This window comes from Aquamicrobium sp. (genome assembly GCF_023954335.1).
Classification (GTDB): Bacteria; Pseudomonadota; Alphaproteobacteria; order Rhizobiales; family Rhizobiaceae; genus Aerobium.
This window is the reverse complement of the sequence record NZ_JAMLIE010000001.1, coordinates 518173-534073: the sequence shown is the minus strand read 5'-3', so window position 1 is coordinate 534073 and position 15901 is coordinate 518173. Positions and strand designations below refer to the sequence as shown.

18 protein-coding genes are annotated in these 15901 nt (G+C 68.6%); 8 read left to right on the top strand and 10 right to left on the bottom strand.

Going from position 1 to position 15901, the window contains the following annotated elements; all coding sequences use genetic code 11:
* Positions 1-55 precede the first annotated feature (55 nt).
* The 8 genes from M9945_RS02665 to M9945_RS02630 form a co-directional block, all read right to left on the bottom strand.
* Positions 56-598, bottom strand: coding sequence for a hypothetical protein (locus tag M9945_RS02665; protein ID WP_367943289.1), 543 nt, complete (start codon positions 596-598; stop codon positions 56-58).
* Between the two features lie 16 nt (positions 599-614).
* On the bottom strand, positions 615-1010 hold the full coding sequence (locus tag M9945_RS02660; protein WP_367928851.1) for a RidA family protein: 396 nt from the start codon (positions 1008-1010) through the stop codon (positions 615-617).
* Between the two features lie 11 nt (positions 1011-1021).
* Positions 1022-1909, bottom strand: coding sequence for a hypothetical protein (locus M9945_RS02655; RefSeq protein WP_367943288.1), 888 nt, complete (start codon positions 1907-1909; stop codon positions 1022-1024).
* Positions 1910-1920: 11 nt separating this feature from the next.
* Positions 1921-2688: an SDR family NAD(P)-dependent oxidoreductase gene (locus M9945_RS02650; RefSeq protein ID WP_367943287.1), complete on the bottom strand. Its 768-nt coding sequence runs from the start codon at positions 2686-2688 to the stop codon at positions 1921-1923.
* Between the two features lie 159 nt (positions 2689-2847).
* Positions 2848-4110: an acetoin dehydrogenase dihydrolipoyllysine-residue acetyltransferase subunit gene (locus tag M9945_RS02645; RefSeq protein WP_367943286.1), complete on the bottom strand. Its 1263-nt coding sequence runs from the start codon at positions 4108-4110 to the stop codon at positions 2848-2850.
* 13 nt (positions 4111-4123) lie between these two features.
* The gene (locus tag M9945_RS02640) at positions 4124-5101 is read right to left on the bottom strand and encodes an alpha-ketoacid dehydrogenase subunit beta (RefSeq protein ID WP_367943285.1); all 978 of its coding nucleotides are present in this window, start codon (positions 5099-5101) and stop codon (positions 4124-4126) included.
* Between the two features lies 1 nt (position 5102).
* Entirely contained in the window at positions 5103-6074 is a 972-nt protein-coding gene (locus M9945_RS02635) for a thiamine pyrophosphate-dependent dehydrogenase E1 component subunit alpha (protein WP_367943284.1), read from the bottom strand.
* Between the two features lie 177 nt (positions 6075-6251).
* Entirely contained in the window at positions 6252-7040 is a 789-nt protein-coding gene (locus M9945_RS02630) for an aspartate/glutamate racemase family protein (protein ID WP_367943283.1), read from the bottom strand.
* A 170-nt stretch (positions 7041-7210) separates the two neighbouring features.
* Between M9945_RS02630 and M9945_RS02625 the strand changes: the two genes are divergently transcribed.
* From M9945_RS02625 to M9945_RS02615, 3 genes are all read left to right on the top strand, one after another.
* A complete protein-coding gene (locus M9945_RS02625) occupies positions 7211-7894 on the top strand; it encodes a GntR family transcriptional regulator (protein ID WP_367943282.1) in 684 nt (227 codons plus the stop codon).
* A gap of 166 nt (positions 7895-8060) precedes the next feature.
* Positions 8061-8813 (top strand): SDR family oxidoreductase, encoded by a 753-nt coding sequence (locus tag M9945_RS02620; RefSeq protein WP_367943281.1) that lies wholly within the window; start codon positions 8061-8063, stop codon positions 8811-8813.
* Positions 8814-8849: 36 nt separating this feature from the next.
* A complete protein-coding gene (locus tag M9945_RS02615; RefSeq protein WP_367943280.1) occupies positions 8850-9614 on the top strand; it encodes an SDR family NAD(P)-dependent oxidoreductase in 765 nt (254 codons plus the stop codon).
* Positions 9615-9666: 52 nt separating this feature from the next.
* On the opposite strand, the gene M9945_RS02610 is transcribed toward M9945_RS02615, so the two are convergent.
* The gene (locus M9945_RS02610; protein ID WP_367943279.1) at positions 9667-10884 is read right to left on the bottom strand and encodes an NAD(P)/FAD-dependent oxidoreductase; all 1218 of its coding nucleotides are present in this window, start codon (positions 10882-10884) and stop codon (positions 9667-9669) included.
* Positions 10885-10899: 15 nt separating this feature from the next.
* Positions 10900-11664: an HpcH/HpaI aldolase/citrate lyase family protein gene (locus tag M9945_RS02605; RefSeq protein ID WP_367943278.1), complete on the bottom strand. Its 765-nt coding sequence runs from the start codon at positions 11662-11664 to the stop codon at positions 10900-10902.
* 121 nt (positions 11665-11785) lie between these two features.
* On the opposite strand from M9945_RS02605, the gene M9945_RS02600 reads away from it, so the two are divergent.
* Genes M9945_RS02600 through M9945_RS02580 form a run of 5 tightly spaced genes read left to right on the top strand, consistent with a single transcriptional unit; the run spans position 11786 to position 15861 of the window.
* Positions 11786-12595 carry a shikimate dehydrogenase gene (locus tag M9945_RS02600; protein WP_367943277.1) on the top strand — a complete coding sequence of 270 codons (810 nt, stop codon included), beginning with the start codon at positions 11786-11788 and terminating at the stop codon, positions 12593-12595.
* 5 nt (positions 12596-12600) lie between these two features.
* Positions 12601-13398, top strand: a complete 798-nt coding sequence (locus M9945_RS02595) for an SDR family NAD(P)-dependent oxidoreductase (RefSeq protein WP_367943276.1) — start codon at positions 12601-12603, stop codon at positions 13396-13398.
* 29 nt (positions 13399-13427) lie between these two features.
* Positions 13428-14144 carry an SDR family oxidoreductase gene (locus tag M9945_RS02590; protein WP_367943275.1) on the top strand — a complete coding sequence of 239 codons (717 nt, stop codon included), beginning with the start codon at positions 13428-13430 and terminating at the stop codon, positions 14142-14144.
* A gap of 10 nt (positions 14145-14154) precedes the next feature.
* Positions 14155-14904, top strand: a complete 750-nt coding sequence (locus M9945_RS02585) for an SDR family NAD(P)-dependent oxidoreductase (RefSeq protein WP_367943274.1) — start codon at positions 14155-14157, stop codon at positions 14902-14904.
* Between the two features lie 42 nt (positions 14905-14946).
* Positions 14947-15861, top strand: a complete 915-nt coding sequence (locus tag M9945_RS02580; RefSeq protein ID WP_367943273.1) for a LysR substrate-binding domain-containing protein — start codon at positions 14947-14949, stop codon at positions 15859-15861.
* Positions 15862-15901 lie beyond the last annotated feature (40 nt).

Here is a 15901-nt window from a genome sequence, read left to right as displayed (position 1 = left end):
TCTGCGGGTCTCTCAGGAAGAGGGAGCGATGAAGGCCTGAACGGGAAGAAGGCCCTCAGGCCTTCTTCTGCTTCTTTTCCAGATTGGCGAAATAGATCACCTCGACCTCGCGCAGCACGTCGACGGGCTCCTCGTCATAGGCCTCGGAGAACGTGCCGGCCTCGCTTTCGATGGTGATGGCCCACTTTCCCTTGTGCGGATTGAAGGCGCATTCGGGGAAGTTCATGTGGTGGTGCCAGTTGGTGCTTTGCCGGTTCACCTCGACCAGCCGCTTGAGCATCGCCGATTCGGCGACGCCCGCGCCGGTTCCGGTCGCCTTGGCGGGATCGAGGATGTCGTCGCCATGCAGCATTTTGACGAGCTGCTTGTCGACCTCCGGGAAGCCGTCGGAGCGGGCGATATAGGGGATGCCCTCGGAATCGTCCTCGATGACGATGGCGTATTCCTCGGCATAGGGGTTGTGGTGGCACCCCGGCGACAGGACGTGCGAATGCCACTTCTTGCCGGCATCCTTGAGCGACAGCGCCAGATCGAGGCAGCTTTCCAGCGGCACGAGGACGAACTCGACGTCGCCGTGGCGGACCTTAGCCTGCGTCATCCCTGCGTTCCTTTCCTTACGAGCCGCAGCCGATGACGGCGGTGGCGGAGATCTCGACCTTCACGTCGGGGACGGGGAAGGCGACGACGAGCGCGGCGTTGGTCGGGCGGATATCGCCGAAGATCTTGCCGAGCTCCGGCCCGATGGTCTGGAAGACCTCCGGCGCGGTGACGTAGACGGTGATCTGCACGACGTCCCTCAGCGACGATCCGGCCTTGGCCAGCGACGGCTCCATGTTGCGGATGATCTGGTGCAGCTGCTCGACGGGATCGTCGGAGATCTGGCTCGTCGCATAGTTCATGCCGATGGTGCCGGAGATGAAGAGCATGTCGCCGGCCTTGACCGCGCGCGAGTAGCCGAAGGCTTCCTCGAACTTCGAGCCGGAGGAGAGGTTGAGCCGCTTCTTGTCCATGGTCGTACCTTTCAGGAACCGTTTCGGGTCTTGAGCGCGTCGAGCGTCAATTCGTTGATCGGCCACCAGCAGATGTGGAGGTCGAGCCAGGCGGCCATGCGGCCGGAGAAGAGGATGAGCTCGACGAGGACCTCGTCGACCGCGTCCGCCCCGGCCTTCAGGCATTCGATGCCAGACTGGAACACGCCGGCGGTGTCGAGCATGTGGCAGAAGCCGCCGACGCGGGTGATCGCCGCCTCGAGGACGAAGGCGGCGATGGTCGCCTTCTCGGCGTCGCCGCGCCGGCCCTCCTGGTTCCACAGCCGCCACAGAAGCTCGTGCAGCTTGCGCAATTCGCCCTCGGCCATCGACAGCGGGCCGTAGGGGATGTTGAGGCCGCGCCGTGCGAGCAGCGCCCCGACATCGTCCGGCGCACGCTCCCATGCGGCGAGGCGCGCGTCGCGGATGCGCCGCAGCCCGTCGCTGCCGCCATTCTCGGGAGTTGGGGCAGGGGCCGCGCCGCGCAGGTAAAGCTCGGCGGTGAAGACCGCGCGGCCCTGCTCGCGGCGCTGGCGGTCGGCGTAGGCGCGCAGCCATTCGGCACCGTGCTTCAGCCGCCCGAGATAGCTGACCGCCGCGGTCTCGGCCTGGAGCGCGTCGTAGGTGATTTCGAGATACTGCCGCTCCGGCCAGAAGAAGAACGAGCCGGGCTGCATATCCAGCACGTCGGCCGCGCTCTCCGCCCGCTCGACGAAGGGCACCGGCCACATGATATGGCTGCCGGCGATCTTGGCGCAGTGGATGTCGATGGTAGCCGGCGTGTTGGCCAGCACCCTGGCCAGCGTCTTCGGCGCGTGGGTGCCGTCGAGCTCGATCTCGTGCTCGACGCCATCGACCTTGAAGATGAGTGTCTTGTCCATCAGGGAGCCCGTCAGTTCAGGATGTAGCCGTTGGCGAGCCAACCGCCGTCGACCCGCAGCACATGGCCCGTCACCATCGCGGCACGGCGGCCGGCGAGGAAGAGGCAGGCGTCGGCCACCTCCTCCGGCTCGGCGAGGCGGCCGAGCGGCGTGCGGCCGTGCACGCCCTTCATATCGTAGAGGCCCTCGGCGACCAGCCTGTCGATCATCGGCGTGCGCACGCCGGTCGGCGCGACCGCGTTGACCCGGATACCGAGGCCGCCCCATTCGACGGCGAGGCTTTCGACCAGCATGTGCACCGCGCCCTTAGAGGCGCAATAGGCGGCGCGATGCGGCGCGCCGCCGGCGCCGTAGACGGAGCCGAGCATGACGATCGAGCCGCCGCCGGTCTTCGCCATGGAGCGCGCGGCGGCCTGCGCGGCGAGCCAGGTGCCGAGCACGTTGACCTCAAGCGTGTTGCGGAAGGTCTCGGGCGCGACCTCGAAGGCGGGCTCGACCTTGACGATGCCGGCCGAGGTGACGACGCAGTCGACGCCGCCGAAGCGGTCCTCCATCGCCGCGACGGCGGCGGCGAGGTCGCCCTCCTCGGTGACGGAGCCGCAGAACGCGGTGGCCCTGTCGCCGATGCCGAGCCCGGCCGCGGCGGCTTCGGCCTTCTCCCGGTCGAGATCGAACAGCCCGACCGAATAGCCCTCCGCCGCGAACGCCCCGGCACAGGCGAGGCCGATGCCGCTCGCGCCGCCGGTGATCAGTACGCTTTCAGGTCGGGAACCGGTCACGTCTTTCTCCGCAGGATAGGGCATCCTGATCTTTGTTATAACAAATGGCAAGAGCCAGAATGAAGAAATGTGAAGACCACGGTTGCCTCGGCTTCAAAGGGCCGAAATCCGCGGAGGACGACCTCCCCTTCCTTGAACTGCGCCCGACAGCGGCACCGCTTACGGGTTGCTGCGGATAAGCTCGCCGATCAGCCTCGCGACGATCTCCGGGCATTCCAGCGGCGGCACATGCCCGACGTCGCGCAACAGGTGAAGCGCCACAGTGCCCGGAACCGCCGAGGCATGCGAGCAGGGAATGACCGCATCCTTCATTCCCCACAGGACCTTCGCCGGAACGCGGACGGCGTCGAGCGCCGCGCCGAGCCGCATGCCCTGCGTGCCGTCGGGGAACAGCGCCTCCAGAAGCCTCGCCTGCGCCGCCTGCGTGCCGCTCCGTTCGCGCTGGCGCAGCAGGGTTCCGGCGAAGCCGTCCGGCAGCATCGCCGGATCGGCGACCATCTTCTCCAGCCAGGGGCGCAGGCTGTCCTCGCGGGTCGCCTGCGTGAAGCCGTTCAGGAAGGCGGAATTGATCTCCGGCCCGAGGCCGCCGGGCGCGATCAGGCACAGGGAGCGGATGCGCAGCCGCCCGATCTGCGACAGCGCCAGAGCGGCCGCGCCGCCGAGCGAATGGCCGACGAGATGGGCTTCCTCGACGCCTTGCGCCGCGAGCTCGTCGTCGATCGCCCGCGCGATGTCGTCGATGCGCGAGACCTCCAGCGCCGGGGCGCTTCCGTGGCCGGGAAGCTCGGGCATGACGACGCGCACGCCCGGATCGAGCAATGGCGCGACCAGACGCCAGGCGGCGCGGTCGGCGCCGAAGCCGTGGAGAAAGACGACCGTCGCGGCGGCGGTCGGCCGCGCGCCGACGGCAGGCGATGCGTCGACAGACGGACGCGCCCTGGCGGCGGCCTCGACGTCGCGCCGCTTGATGCGGCCGCCCGGCCCGCTGCCCTTGACGGTGCGCAGATCGATGCCGCCGGCACGGGCGATGCGTCGGGCAAGCGGCGTCGCCACCGTGCGGCCGTGGGGCGAAGGCGCAGCGCTCGAGGTGGAGGCGGGGGCGAGCGCGGAAACGGTTTCCGACGGTGCAGCCACTGGCCGCGCCGGCGCGCCGCCGCTGTCGCCGGAGCCGGCCGCTTCGGGGGTTTCGCCGATATTGCCGAGCAGCGCGCCGACCGGCGCTTCCTCGCCCGGCGCGAAGAAGGTCTCGACCAGATAGCCGTCATGCGGGGCCGGCACCTCGGTCGCCGCCTTGGCGGTCTCGACGACGACGACCGTGTCGCCGGTCGTGACCTTCTCGCCCGGCTTCACGGTCCATTCGACGATAACGACCGAATCCATGTATTCGCCGCCGGCGGCCTCGATCGTGATGGGGTGCAGCATGGCGGTCATCCCGTTACGCGACGGTCTTCAGGACCGCGTCGCGGATCTTGTCGGCGTTCGGCAGCACTGCCATCTCCAGCGGCTCGCTGTAGGGGATCGCCATGTCGGGAAGCGTGACGCGCGCCACCGGGGCGTCGAGATCGTCGAAGCACAGCTCCATGATCGTCGCCGACAGTTCCGAGGCGTAGCCGCAGAAGCGCCAGCCCTCGTTGACGGCGACGGCGTGGTTGGTCTTCGCCACCGACGCCCTGATCGTCCCGACATCGAGCGGGCGCAGCGAGCGCAGGTCGACGACTTCGGCCGAGATGCCGTCCTTCTCCAGCGCCTCGGCGGCCTTGAGGCTCTCATGCACCATGCGCGAGGTGGCGAAGATCGAGACGTGCTCGCCCTCGCGCACGGTCGCGGCCTTGCCGAGCGGCACGAGAAAATCCGCGTCGTCGGGCACCTCGGCGCGCATGTTGTAGAGCAGCTTGTGCTCGAGGAAGACGACGGGCTGCTGGTCGCGGATCGCCGATTTCAGCATGCCCTTGGCGTCGGCCGGCGTCGCCGGCGCGACCACCTTGATGCCGGGAATGTGGGCGAGCATGGCGTCGAGCGCCTTGGAGTGCTGCGCGCCGGCCCCGGCGCCGCCGCCGCCCTGGGTGCGCAGCACGAAGGGCATCGCCACCTGGCCCTTCCAGATATAGTCGTAGATCGAGGCCTGGTTGACCAGCGCGTCGAGCGTCAGCGGGATGAAGTCGGCATACATGATCTCAAGGATCGGCCGGGTGCCCGACATGGCGGCCGTGACCGCCATCGCGGTCAGCGCCTGCTCGGAGATCGGCGTGTCGCGGACCCGGCTTTCGCCGAACTCCTCCATCAGCCCGCGCGTCACCTTGAACACGCCGCCGTAGCGGCCGATGTCCTCGCCGAAGATGAAGACGCTCGGATCGCGCTGCATCTCCTCGCGCAGCGCGGCGTTCAGGGCTTCGGCATAGCGCATCAACGACATGTCAGTTCACCTCGGAATAGGCCGCGCTGGCCGAATGGTAGTCGTAGGCGGGGAAGGGATCGGAAAGCGCCCGCTCGAAGGCGGCGCGCACCTCCTCGCTCGCCTCCTCGTCGATCCGGGTGAGGCGCGCCTCGCCGACCTCGCCCTTCAGCGCCGCGAATGCGATGCGGATCGGGTCGCGCTCCTTCCATGCGGCGATCTCCTCCGGCGTCTGGTAGCCGCCCATGTCGGAGGTGGAGAAGCCTTCCCAGCGATAGGTCTTGGCCTCGACCATGCCGGGCCCCTCGCCGCGGCGCGCGCGCTCGACCATGCCAGCGACGGCGCGGTAGACCGCGACCGGGTCGTTGCCGTCGACGATGACGGAGGGCATGCCGTAGCCGGCGGCGCGGATGCTGATGTCGTCGACCGGCGACTGGACGGCGGTGGGAACGGTCAGGCCGAATTTGTTGTGTTCGAGCACGAAGACGACGGGCAGCTTCCACAGCCCGGCCATGTTCATCGCCTCGTGGCAGATGCCGGTCTGCGACGCGCCGTCGCCGAAGATGCACATGGCGACGTTGTCGTTGCCGAGGATCTGGTTGGACAGCGCCATGCCGGTGGCGGCGGGGATGCCGGCGCCGACGATGGCGTTGCCGCCGATCATGCCCTTGGAAGCATCGGCGATCAGCATGTGGCCGGCCCGGCCGCCGCAATAGCCGGTGTCGCGGCCGAAGATCTCGGCGATCACCGGGTAAACGTCGAGGCCCTTGCCGATATAGTGGGCGTGGCCGCGATGCGTGCTCGTCACCAGATCGGTCTCGCGCAGCATCGCGGTGGCGGCGACGCCCACGGCCTCCTGGCCGTCGCAGCGGTGGATCGGCCCCCTCGTCTTGCCTTCCTTGTGCAGCGCGCCCAGCCCTTCCTCGAGACGACGCACGACGATCATGCGCCGATACATCTCGATCTGCTCGTCGATGGAAGGAGAGTTCTTCATGGCGGGTATCCTGCGCTCTTATGTTATAACAAGTATCACATTACATTTGACGATAGCAAGGGTGAACTTCCGTCCGTGCCTGCCGGTTCCAGCCCTGCGGACGCCCGCCGCCGGCCCGGCCGCTGGCTATGGCGCGCGGCCGGGGGACATCGGGCAAGGGGAGACGGGAAGCGCCGCTCAGGCCCCGGCGAGACTGGCGCGCGCGCGGGCGATGGCCTCGGCCGGCGGGGCGCGGAACTGAAGGCGGCTGCTCTTCACCAGCCCCATGGACAGCGACAGATCGGCCATCATCTCGAGATATTTGAGGCCGACGGCGGTGGCGTCGACCACCGGGACGCCGGTGCCGGGAATCCCGGTGTAGCCGGCGGCGCGCAGCAGCGGCCCGTAATAGCCGCAGCCGACGAGGATCGTGTCGGCACCGTCGCGGATGCAGTCGCGCGCCACGGCCTCGAAGCGGGGGATGAACTCCCTGTGGGGATCGTCGACGGCGCCGAGCAGGAGCTTGCCGTCGGATTGCGGCTCGATGGCGCGCACGGGACGGACAATCGCCCTGTCGCGGAAGCCGTAGGCGTGGATGTCGTTCTCGATGGCCACTGTGGTCTTTTCCGAGACCGTCACCACCGCGAAGCGCCTGCCCATCGCCATGGCGGCGAGCATCGTCTGCTCGCTGACCGAGCCGACGGGAATCGCGAGGACCTCGCGTGCCTCCATCAGCGGATCGTTCCAGCAGCCGATGAACACGGCGTCGAACCCGTCCTTCTCGGCCTGAAGCGCCGCGTCGACGAGGTGGACGGAGTTCAGGTGCTCGGCATAGAGCGAGCGGACGAAGTTTCCGCTCCGGGCGAGAAAGCGCTGCTCCAGTTGCGTGTCCTTGCGCAGGATCGGGCGTATCGTCTCGTCGAGCCTCGACCACAGCGGTTCTAGCGCATCGTCGCGTGTGGTAGGATGAATCCAGCAGATTTTCACGAGCGTGCACTCCGGCATCGAGGTTGCGGCAGCTTGTAATATGTTATAAATCCCAACCCGGTTTCGCAACGCCTTTCCGCATCGGCCAAGGATCTCATGCAAATTTCATATTCTCTCCGGATCGGCCATAGTAGCGGTCCTGATTCGCAAACCATGTCGTGGGCCGGATGATGGCTGGAGCGCTTGCCACTTTTTCGCCCGTCGTGAAGACGGAGACGCTCGGCGTGCGGGTGCGCGAGCAACTGCGCCACGCCATCATGGCCGGGCTGTTCAAGCCCGGCGAGAAGCTGACCCTGCGCGCGGTGGCGGCCTCGCTCGGCGTCAGCCTGACGCCGGCGCGCGAGGCGCTGTTCAACCTCGTCGCCGAGGGCATCCTCGAACTCGGCGGCAACGGCTCGATCTACATCCCCAAGCTCGACGGGGAGGCGATCACCGAGCTGACCAAGATCCGTATGTCGCTGGAAAGCCTGGCGGCGCGCGAGGCGCTGCCGAACCTGACGAAGAAGGACGTCGCCGAGATCAAGAGCCTGAACGAGAGGCTGGTCAAGGCGGACCGGGACTCGAATTTCAAGCTCCTGATCGAGATGAACTGGGCGTTCCACTTCAAGATCTACCACGCCTCCAACATGCCGTTCCTCGTCAAGACGATCGAGAGCTGCTGGCTGCGGACCGGGTCCTACCTCAACATCATCTATCCGAAGTTCGCGGAGACCGACCGCGGCGTCATGAACCACGCCGCGATCATCCACAACATCGAGAAGGGCGACGCCGAGGCGCTGGCGCAGGCGATCTCCCGCGACATCGAGTTCGCCTCGCAGGCCTTCCACGCCGCCGTGGCGCAGGAACCCGCCTAGGCGTTCGGTCGGGCGCAACCCGCGAATCGAGCCCGCCGCCGGCGGGCTTTTTCGTGCCCGGCCCGCCATGGGAACGGCCCCTACCGAAGTGGCAGATTCAGCTTGACGTTCATATGATATAACAAATAACTTTGAGCATCATGTCCTCATGTCCGGAGATGCTGCGATGTTGGCAAAGGGTACGACTGCGCTTGTCACGGGGGGAAGCGGCGGCATCGGCTCCGCGCTGGTGCGGATGCTCGCCGGCACCGGGGTGCACACGGTCGCGCTGTCCAACGACCGCGAGAAGCTCGCCCTGCTCGACGGCACCGCGAACGTCGAGACCGTCTTCATGGACGTGACCGACGCGGAAGGGCTGAGACAGGCCTTCTCGGAGCGCCAGATCGACATCCTCGTCAACGCCGCCGGCGTGCTCGGCGTCACCGGCACGCTCTACAGCGTGCCGCACGCCTCGGCCCGGCACATCGTCGACGTCAACGTGGTCGGCGTCCACAACTGCCTGTCGGCGGTCGTGCCCGGCATGGTGGCGCGCAATCGCGGCCATGTCGTCAATGTCGGCTCACTCGCCGGGCCCTACCCTTCCGCCGGCCAGCCGATGTACTCGGCGTCCAAGGCGGCGATCCACAACATGAGCTCCAACCTGCGGATGGAGCTGTTCGGCACCGATGTGCGGGTGACGGAGATCCGCCCCGGCCGCGTCCGCACCGGCATGCATGCCGAGATGTTCGACGGCGACCACGCCCGCGCCAACGAGCTGCTCTACGACCCCTACGAGTGCCTGCGCCCCGAGGACATCGCCGAGGCGATCCGCTACGTGCTGTCGACGCCGCCGCATGTCTGCGTGGCGCAGATCGAGGTGGTGCCGACGCATCAGGTGGTCGGCGGCACCAAGATGCACCAGCGCGCGCCCGCTGGCTGAGAGACACCCGATTGCGGCACGAGATGGAGGATGGTCATGGCAAGGCATGATGGAAAACGCATACTGATCACCGGCGCGGCCAACGGCATCGGCTTCGCGACGGCGCAGCGGCTCGCCGAGGAGGGCGCGCGCCTTTACCTGATCGACATCGCCGGCGACCTGCTCGACGAGCGGGCGCGCGAGCTCGGCGCAACGACCGAGGTGGTCGCGCGCACCCTTTCCGTGACCGACGAGGCGGCGGTGCGCGAGGCGGTCGAGGACATGGCGGCCCGCTTCGGCGGCATCGACGCGCTGCTCAATTCGGCCGGCGTCGTCGCCGTCGAGCCGGCGCTCGAGGCCTCGATCGACACCTTCCGCAAGGTGGTCGACGTCAATTTGATGGGAACGTGGATCGTCAGCAAGGCCGTCGCCGCCCACATGGCCAAGGCCGGGGGTGGCTCGATCGTCAACATCTCGTCGGTCTACGGCTTCCAGGGTGCGCTCGCCCGCACCGCCTACTGCGCCTCCAAGGGCGCGGTGATCGCGCTGACCAATTCGCTCGCCGTCGAGTGGGGCCCGCTCGGCATCCGCGTCAACAGCGTGGTGCCGACCGGCACCCGCACGCCGATGGTGCAGGACCTGATCGACCGCGGCATCTACAAGCTGGAGGCCGTGCGCCGGCGCACGCCGCTCGGCCGGCTGGCCGAGCCGGACGAGGTGGCGCGCGCGTGCAGCTTCCTGATCAGCGACGACGCCTCGATGACCACCGGCACCCATCTGCGCATCGACGGCGGCTGGCTGGCCAACGGCTTCCCGACCTGACCCTCCCGGGACGCCCTTCCCCGGCGCGCGCCGCGCCGCCGGGGAAGGGATTTCAGATCACGGCTTCTTCCAGGAACGGCTCGTTTGCGGCAATGCGCGCATAGCCGAAGGGCGACAGGTCGAGGGTGCAGAACGCGCCGTAAAGGATCAGCTCGCTGACGGCGCGGCCGGCGGCGGGCGACTGCTGCAGGCCATGGCCGGAAAAGCCGTTGGCGAACATGAAGTTGCGCACTTGCGGGTGGAAGCCGACGATGCCGTTGTGGTCGAGGCTGTTGTATTCGAAATGCCCGGTCCAGCGCTGCATGACCCGCAGCGAGTCGAAGGCGGGGATCCTGTGCCACAGCGCCGGCCAGATGCGCTCCTCGAACTCCTCGTGGCACATATTGAAGTCGTCGTAGTCGGCGGGGCCGTCGTCGAGCGGCGTGTTGCCGGTGAGGAACAGCTCGCCTTCCGGCCTGACGAAGGTGCCGGTCTTGTCGATGACGTTGGGCATCCGGCCGGGGATCGGCGTCGCGCTGGCGAAGACGAAGCTGTAGCGCTTGCGCGGCTCGACCGGGATGTCGAGGCCGGCCATCCGCGCCACCAGCCGCGCGCGCGGCCCGGCGGCGTTGACGAGCGTGCCGCAGGCGATCCGCTCGCCGGTGGAGAGCGTCGCCGCGACGACCCTGCCGCCCTCGACGTCGAGCCCGGTGACGGCGTTGTCGATATAATGGACGCCGCCGGCGCGCGCCGCGCGGCGGAAGCCGTTGAGCAGCCCCATCGAGTCGAACCAGCCTTCCGCCTCAGCGCCCCACGAGCCGCCGCCGAGATCGTCGACATTGACCCAGGGAAAGCGCTCCTTGATCTCGCCGGGCGACAGGAAGACGGTATGCGCGCCGAGGCTGCGCTGCATGTCGACGCGCGCCAGCGCCGCCTCGACGCCTTCCGGCGGGATGCAGAACAGGTAGCCATGCTCCCTGAAGCCGAGATCGGGCGACGGCTCGTCGGGATAGAACGGCGCCATCCGCTCGCGGAAGCCGCGGATGAACTCGACGCCGAACTGGCTGATCAGCACGTTGATCGGGTTGGAATATTGCTGGCGGATGGCGCTGGTCGACAGCGCGGTCGAGGAGAACTCGTAGCTCGAGTCGCGCTCGACGACGAGGATGGAGAGCCCCGCGCCCGCCGCCTGGCTCAGCCAGTAGGCGGTGGACGAGCCGATGACGGCGCCACCGACGATGACGATGTCGTAGGCGTTGCGCGCGGGCGACTTGTAGGGAGGAATGGCCATGGATTTGTCCGCGATCTACCGGGAGAAGGAAGCGACGAGGGCGTCGGAGGCTCTGGCGAGAAGGCCGAGATCGGAGCCGACCGCGACCATGGTGAAGCCGTCGCCGAGATAGCGGTCGGCATCCGCCTTGACCGGCGCGAGGATGCCACCGGCCTTGCCCGCAGCGGCTGCGGCGCGCCCGACCGTAGCGATCGCCGCCTGCACCTCCGGCGCGCCCGGATTGCCCATGAAGCCCAGATTGGTGGAGAGGTCGCCCGGTCCGACGAAGAGGACATCGACCCCCTCGACAGCCGCGATCTCGGCGGCGTTGGCGACGCCGATGGCGCACTCGATTTGCACCGCCAGCAACTGGTTGCGGCGGGCATTGGCGTGGTAGCCGGCGATGCGGCCGAACTGGTTGGCCCGATGGCCGACCGAGAAGCCGCGAAAACCGCCGGGCGCGTAGGTCATCGCCTCGACGACGCGCCTCGCCTGCGCCGCATCGCGCACGTTCGGGATCATCAGGCTGCGCGCGCCCGCGTCCATGTAGCGCTTGATCGCGACGGGATCGTCGGAGGGCAGCCGCACCACGCCCTCGCAGGGGAAGCCGCCGAGAACCTGAAGCTGGGCGACCACGCTGCGCAAATCGTTCGGGCTGTGCTCGCCGTCCACCAGCAGCCAGCCCGCGCCCGAGCCGGCGACGACCTCGGTGGTGAGCGCCGAGGCGAGCGAGCACCACAGCCCGATGCTCGGCCTGCCGTCCGCGAGCGAGGATTTCAGGAGGTTGGGGCGCTCTTCCATGCGGCGGACCTTCTTTGAAGACCGGTATTGAACGGCCAGTATTGAACTGAATGTAATATCATATAACTTTGCAACCGCGGCGCAAGCGGCTCCGGCCGGGAACGGGGCGCAATCCGGGAGGATGCAGGCAGTGCGAGGCAGCGGCAAGGCCGAGATATTCGCGATGATCGCGCATCCCGTCGATCATGCGAAAAGCCCCGGCATCTTCAACGAACTGTTCGAACGGCGCGGGCTCGACAGCCTGATGGTGCCGCTGACCTGCCGTCCGGAGGCGTTCGCCACCTTATGGGACGGCCTGACGGCCGCGACCAACGTGCGCGGTGCGATCATATCCGTGCCGTTCAAGACCGTGGCCTTCGAACTCTGCGCCTCAGCGCACGAGCGGGCGCGGCGGGTGCGCAGCACCAACTGCATCAGGCGCGCCGAGGGCGGCGGCTGGCATGCCGACAATTTCGACGGCGTCGGCTTCATCGACGCGCTCACGGCGGGCGGCCACGCGCTCGCGGGCCGCGCCATCCTCCAGCTCGGCGCCGGCGGCGCCGGCACCGCGCTCGCCTACGGGCTGGCGGAAGCCGGCGCGCGCCATATCCGCCTGTTCGACGTCGACGCCTCGCGGGCAGGACGGCTCGCCGCGCTCGTCATGGCCGCCTTCCCCGCCTGCCGCGTCGAGACCGGATCGGCCGACCCGACGGATATGGACATGGTCATCAACGCGACGCCGGTCGGCATGCATGCGGGCGATCCGCTGCCGGTCGACGCCGGCCTGCTGCGCCCTGAGATGACGGTGGTCGACATCATCATGGAACCGGCCGAAACTGCGCTCCTGCGCGAGGCGCGGCGGATCGGTTGTCGCGTGCAGGAAGGAAGGCCGATGATGGACTTCCAGGTCGGCGCGATGTGCCGATTCTTCGGCATCGGCGAAGAAGGGTAAACGGAATGAAGGAAGCGCGCGCCATCGTCGTCATCGGCGGCACGTCCGGCATCGGAAAGGCGATCGCCCTGCGCTTCGCCCGCGAGGGCGCGAACGTTCTCGTCGCCGGGCGCGACGGCGAGCGGGGCGAAGCCGTCGCGCAAGCCTGCGCGGAAGCTGGCGCGGCGCGGGCGCTGTTCGCTGCGGTCGACGTGGCCGACCCGGCCTCCGTCGAGGCGCTCGCCGCCGGCGCCGTCGACGCCTTCGGCACGCCGCATGTCGCCGTCAACTGCGCCGGCATCCTCCAGAGCGGCAAGCGCGTGCTCGATCAGCCGCTCGACGAGGACGAGCGGCTGTGGCGCATCAACTATCGCGGCACGCTGCTCGGCTGCCAGGCCTTCGGCCGGCTGATGGCGGAGGCCGGGCGCGGCGCGATCCTCAATGTCGGCTCGCTCGCCTCGTTCGCGCCGCTGTCGCTGCCCGCCTACACGCCCGGCAAGCACGCCGTACTGGCGCTGACGGAGATCCTCGCCGCCGAGCTCGGCCCGCGCGGCGTGCGGGTCAACGCCGTCGCGCCGGGCTACACGCTTTCCGACGGGCTGAAGGAGAAGATCGCCCGCGGCGAGCGCGACCCGGACGCCATCGTCGAGACCACGGCGCTCAGGCGCTTCGTCGAGCCCGCTGACGTCGCCGAGGCGGCGGCGTTCCTGTGCTCGGACCTCGCCGCGTCGATCACCGGCGTCACCCTGCCGGTCGATGCCGGCTGGCTCGTCCAGGCGCCCTATGCGCAATATCTGCGCGGCAACCCGATCCGGCTGGCGTGAGCCGGCAGACAACCCATGGAAGGCACGTGATGGCAAAGACGGCATTGGTGACCGGCGCAACCAGCGGAATCGGCCGGGCGATCGCGATCGCGCTGGCCAGGGCGGGATACGAGGTGCTGGCGGTGGGGCGAAACCGCGACGCGCTCGACGAGCTGCGCGCGCTCGACCCGACGATCCGGCCGATCCGCCTCGACGTCAAGGACCGCGCCGCGGTCGAGGAGGCGGTGCGCGGCCTTCATGTCGACGTGCTCGTCAACAATGCCGGCATCATGCCGCCGCTCGGCCATTTCGCCGACATCGACGTCGCCGCCATCGACGCCGCCATCGACCTGAACCTCACCGCCACGCTGTTCATGACGCGGATGATCGTGCCGCAGATGCGCGAACGCGGCAGCGGGCATGTGGTGTTCACCGGCTCGACGGCCGGCCATCTCGTCGTGCCGAACATGGCGCTCTATTCGGCGACCAAGGCAGCCATATCCGGCTTCGCCGCCTCGCTGCGCGGCGATCTCGCGCCCCATGGCGTGCGGGTGACCGAGATCGTGCCCGGCCGCACCGAGACCCCGCTCTACAAGGGCGTGATCGACGAGGCGGCGCGCACGAAGATGTACGCCGACGATGCCGCTGTGCAGCCGGAGGACATCGCCGCCGTGCTGGTCACGGTGCTCGGCCTTCCCGCCTGGGCAGACGTCACCCGTTTCGACATCGTGCCAACCCGCCCGTCCGCTCCGGCCGGCGCAAAGTAAGGAGGCGTCCATGCAGGGTCTCAACATACTGATCGCCGGCGGCGCGACCGGGCTCGGCGCGCTGCTCGCCGAGATGGCGGTCGACGCCGGCGCGGCCGGCATCGGCATCATCGACCTCGACGGCAAGGGCGCGGACGCGGCGCTCGGCCCGGCACGCGCCGCGGGGCTGGCGACGGCGCATGCGGCGGCGAATGTCAGCGTCGGCCCCGAGGCCCATCGCGCCTTCGGCGAGATCGCCGCCGGGCTCGGCCGCGTCGACACGATGATCAACTGCGTAGCGATCTATCCGCGCCGGCCGCTGCTCGAGATCACCGACGCGGAATGGGACGCCTCCAACGCCGTCAACATCAAGGGCACCTATCACATGATGGTGGCAGCCGTCCTCCACATGCAGGGCCTCGAGCCGACGAACCACGTACGCGGCCGCATCGTCAACATCACCTCCGTCGACGCCTTCAAGGCGCACCCGCAGAACGCGCATTACGCCGCGACCAAGGCGGCGGTGGTCAGCCTGACGCGCTCCTTCGCCCACCACGTCGCCGCCGACGGCATTCTCGTCAATTCCGTCGCGCCGGCGGGCATGGCGACCGAGAAGGCGCGCGAGCTCGGCTTCCTCGGCGAGCTCGCCAGGGCGAGCCCGCTCGGGCGCGGCGCGGAGCCGCGCGAAATCGCCGAATGGGTTCTGATGGCCGGCGGGCCGAAAAACACTTACATGACCGGCGAGAACGTGATCGTATCGGGCGGCTACATCTACGCCTGAGGCAGGGCGGCAAGGCCAATCGGGAAGGAGGGGAGGTGCGGCATGAGCGACAAACTGCGCCTGCCGCCCCTCAACGCCCTCCGGGTGTTCCACGCCGTCGCCCAGCATCGCAGCTTCCGGCGCGCGGCCGAGGAGCTGCTGGTCACGCCGCAGGCGGTCGGCCAGCAGATGAAGCTGCTCGAGGAGCTGCTCGAGGTGACGCTGTTCGTGCGCCGCGGCCGCTCGGTCGAGCTGACGGAACCGGCGATCCTGCTCTCCCATTTCGTAAAGGCGGGCTTTCACGAGCTGTCCGAAGGGGTGCGGCGGGTGACGAAATCCGCGGCCCGCACCCGCATCAACCTCAACGCCAGCCCCTATTTCGCCACGCGCCACCTCCTGCAGCGCCTGTCCCTGTTCCGCGCCATCCTGCCGGACGCGGACCTGCGGCTGACGACGATGATCGACACGCCCGACTTCGCGCGCGACGAGGTCGATCTCTCCATCCAGTGGGGCTATGAGGGAGGCTGGCCGGGCTACCAGTCGTCGCTGCTCGTTGCCGATCCCAAGGTCATCTGCTGCACGCCGGAGATCGCGGCGACGATCCGCTCGCCGGCCGATCTTGCTGAGGCGACGCTGCTGGACACGGTGAAGTCGCTGCGCCTGTGGCCGGACATCCTGCGCCACCTTGAGGTCGAGAAGGGGGGCGGCAACCGCAGCATCGGCTTCGACGACGCCGCCTCGATGCGCCGCGCCACCGTACAGGGCATCGGAATCGGCCTTCTGTCGACCTTCGACGCCGAGGAGGACCTGCGGTCCGGGGCGCTCGTCGCGCCGTTCGGGCGCGACGCACTGACCGGCATGAGGGCCGAGGAGGTGCCGGGCTTTCATGTGGTCCTGCCGCGCTCGCATCTCAGGGTGAAGGCGGTGGCGATGCTGCATCGCTGGCTCGTCGAGCAGGACTGGGCGCGCGAGCGGTGAGGTCGCCCTTGCCGAAAGGAAAGAAAAACTTTCCAATCGG

Excerpts from the sequence above, each read along its gene's own strand:
- M9945_RS02635 (WP_367943284.1), bottom strand. The coding sequence starts at position 6,074 with ATGAAGAACTCTCCTTCCATCGACGAGCAGATCGAGATGTATCGGCGC.
- M9945_RS02655 (WP_367943288.1), bottom strand. The coding sequence starts at position 1,909 with ATGGACAAGACACTCATCTTCAAGGTCGATGGCGTCGAGCACGAGATC.
- M9945_RS02585 (WP_367943274.1), top strand. The coding sequence starts at position 14,155 with ATGCAGGGTCTCAACATACTGATCGCCGGCGGCGCGACCGGGCTCGGC.
- M9945_RS02590 (WP_367943275.1), top strand. The coding sequence starts at position 13,428 with ATGGCAAAGACGGCATTGGTGACCGGCGCAACCAGCGGAATCGGCCGG.
- M9945_RS02600 (WP_367943277.1), top strand. The coding sequence starts at position 11,786 with ATGCAGGCAGTGCGAGGCAGCGGCAAGGCCGAGATATTCGCGATGATC.
- M9945_RS02580 (WP_367943273.1), top strand. The coding sequence starts at position 14,947 with ATGAGCGACAAACTGCGCCTGCCGCCCCTCAACGCCCTCCGGGTGTTC.
- M9945_RS02640 (WP_367943285.1), bottom strand. The coding sequence starts at position 5,101 with ATGTCGTTGATGCGCTATGCCGAAGCCCTGAACGCCGCGCTGCGCGAG.
- M9945_RS02660 (WP_367928851.1), bottom strand. The coding sequence starts at position 1,010 with ATGGACAAGAAGCGGCTCAACCTCTCCTCCGGCTCGAAGTTCGAGGAA.
- M9945_RS02615 (WP_367943280.1), top strand. The coding sequence starts at position 8,850 with ATGGCAAGGCATGATGGAAAACGCATACTGATCACCGGCGCGGCCAAC.
- M9945_RS02610 (WP_367943279.1), bottom strand. The coding sequence starts at position 10,884 with ATGGCCATTCCTCCCTACAAGTCGCCCGCGCGCAACGCCTACGACATC.
- M9945_RS02625 (WP_367943282.1), top strand. The coding sequence starts at position 7,211 with ATGGCTGGAGCGCTTGCCACTTTTTCGCCCGTCGTGAAGACGGAGACG.
- M9945_RS02645 (WP_367943286.1), bottom strand. The coding sequence starts at position 4,110 with ATGCTGCACCCCATCACGATCGAGGCCGCCGGCGGCGAATACATGGAT.
- M9945_RS02605 (WP_367943278.1), bottom strand. The coding sequence starts at position 11,664 with ATGGAAGAGCGCCCCAACCTCCTGAAATCCTCGCTCGCGGACGGCAGG.
- M9945_RS02665 (WP_367943289.1), bottom strand. The coding sequence starts at position 598 with ATGACGCAGGCTAAGGTCCGCCACGGCGACGTCGAGTTCGTCCTCGTG.
- M9945_RS02620 (WP_367943281.1), top strand. The coding sequence starts at position 8,061 with ATGTTGGCAAAGGGTACGACTGCGCTTGTCACGGGGGGAAGCGGCGGC.
- M9945_RS02595 (WP_367943276.1), top strand. The coding sequence starts at position 12,601 with ATGAAGGAAGCGCGCGCCATCGTCGTCATCGGCGGCACGTCCGGCATC.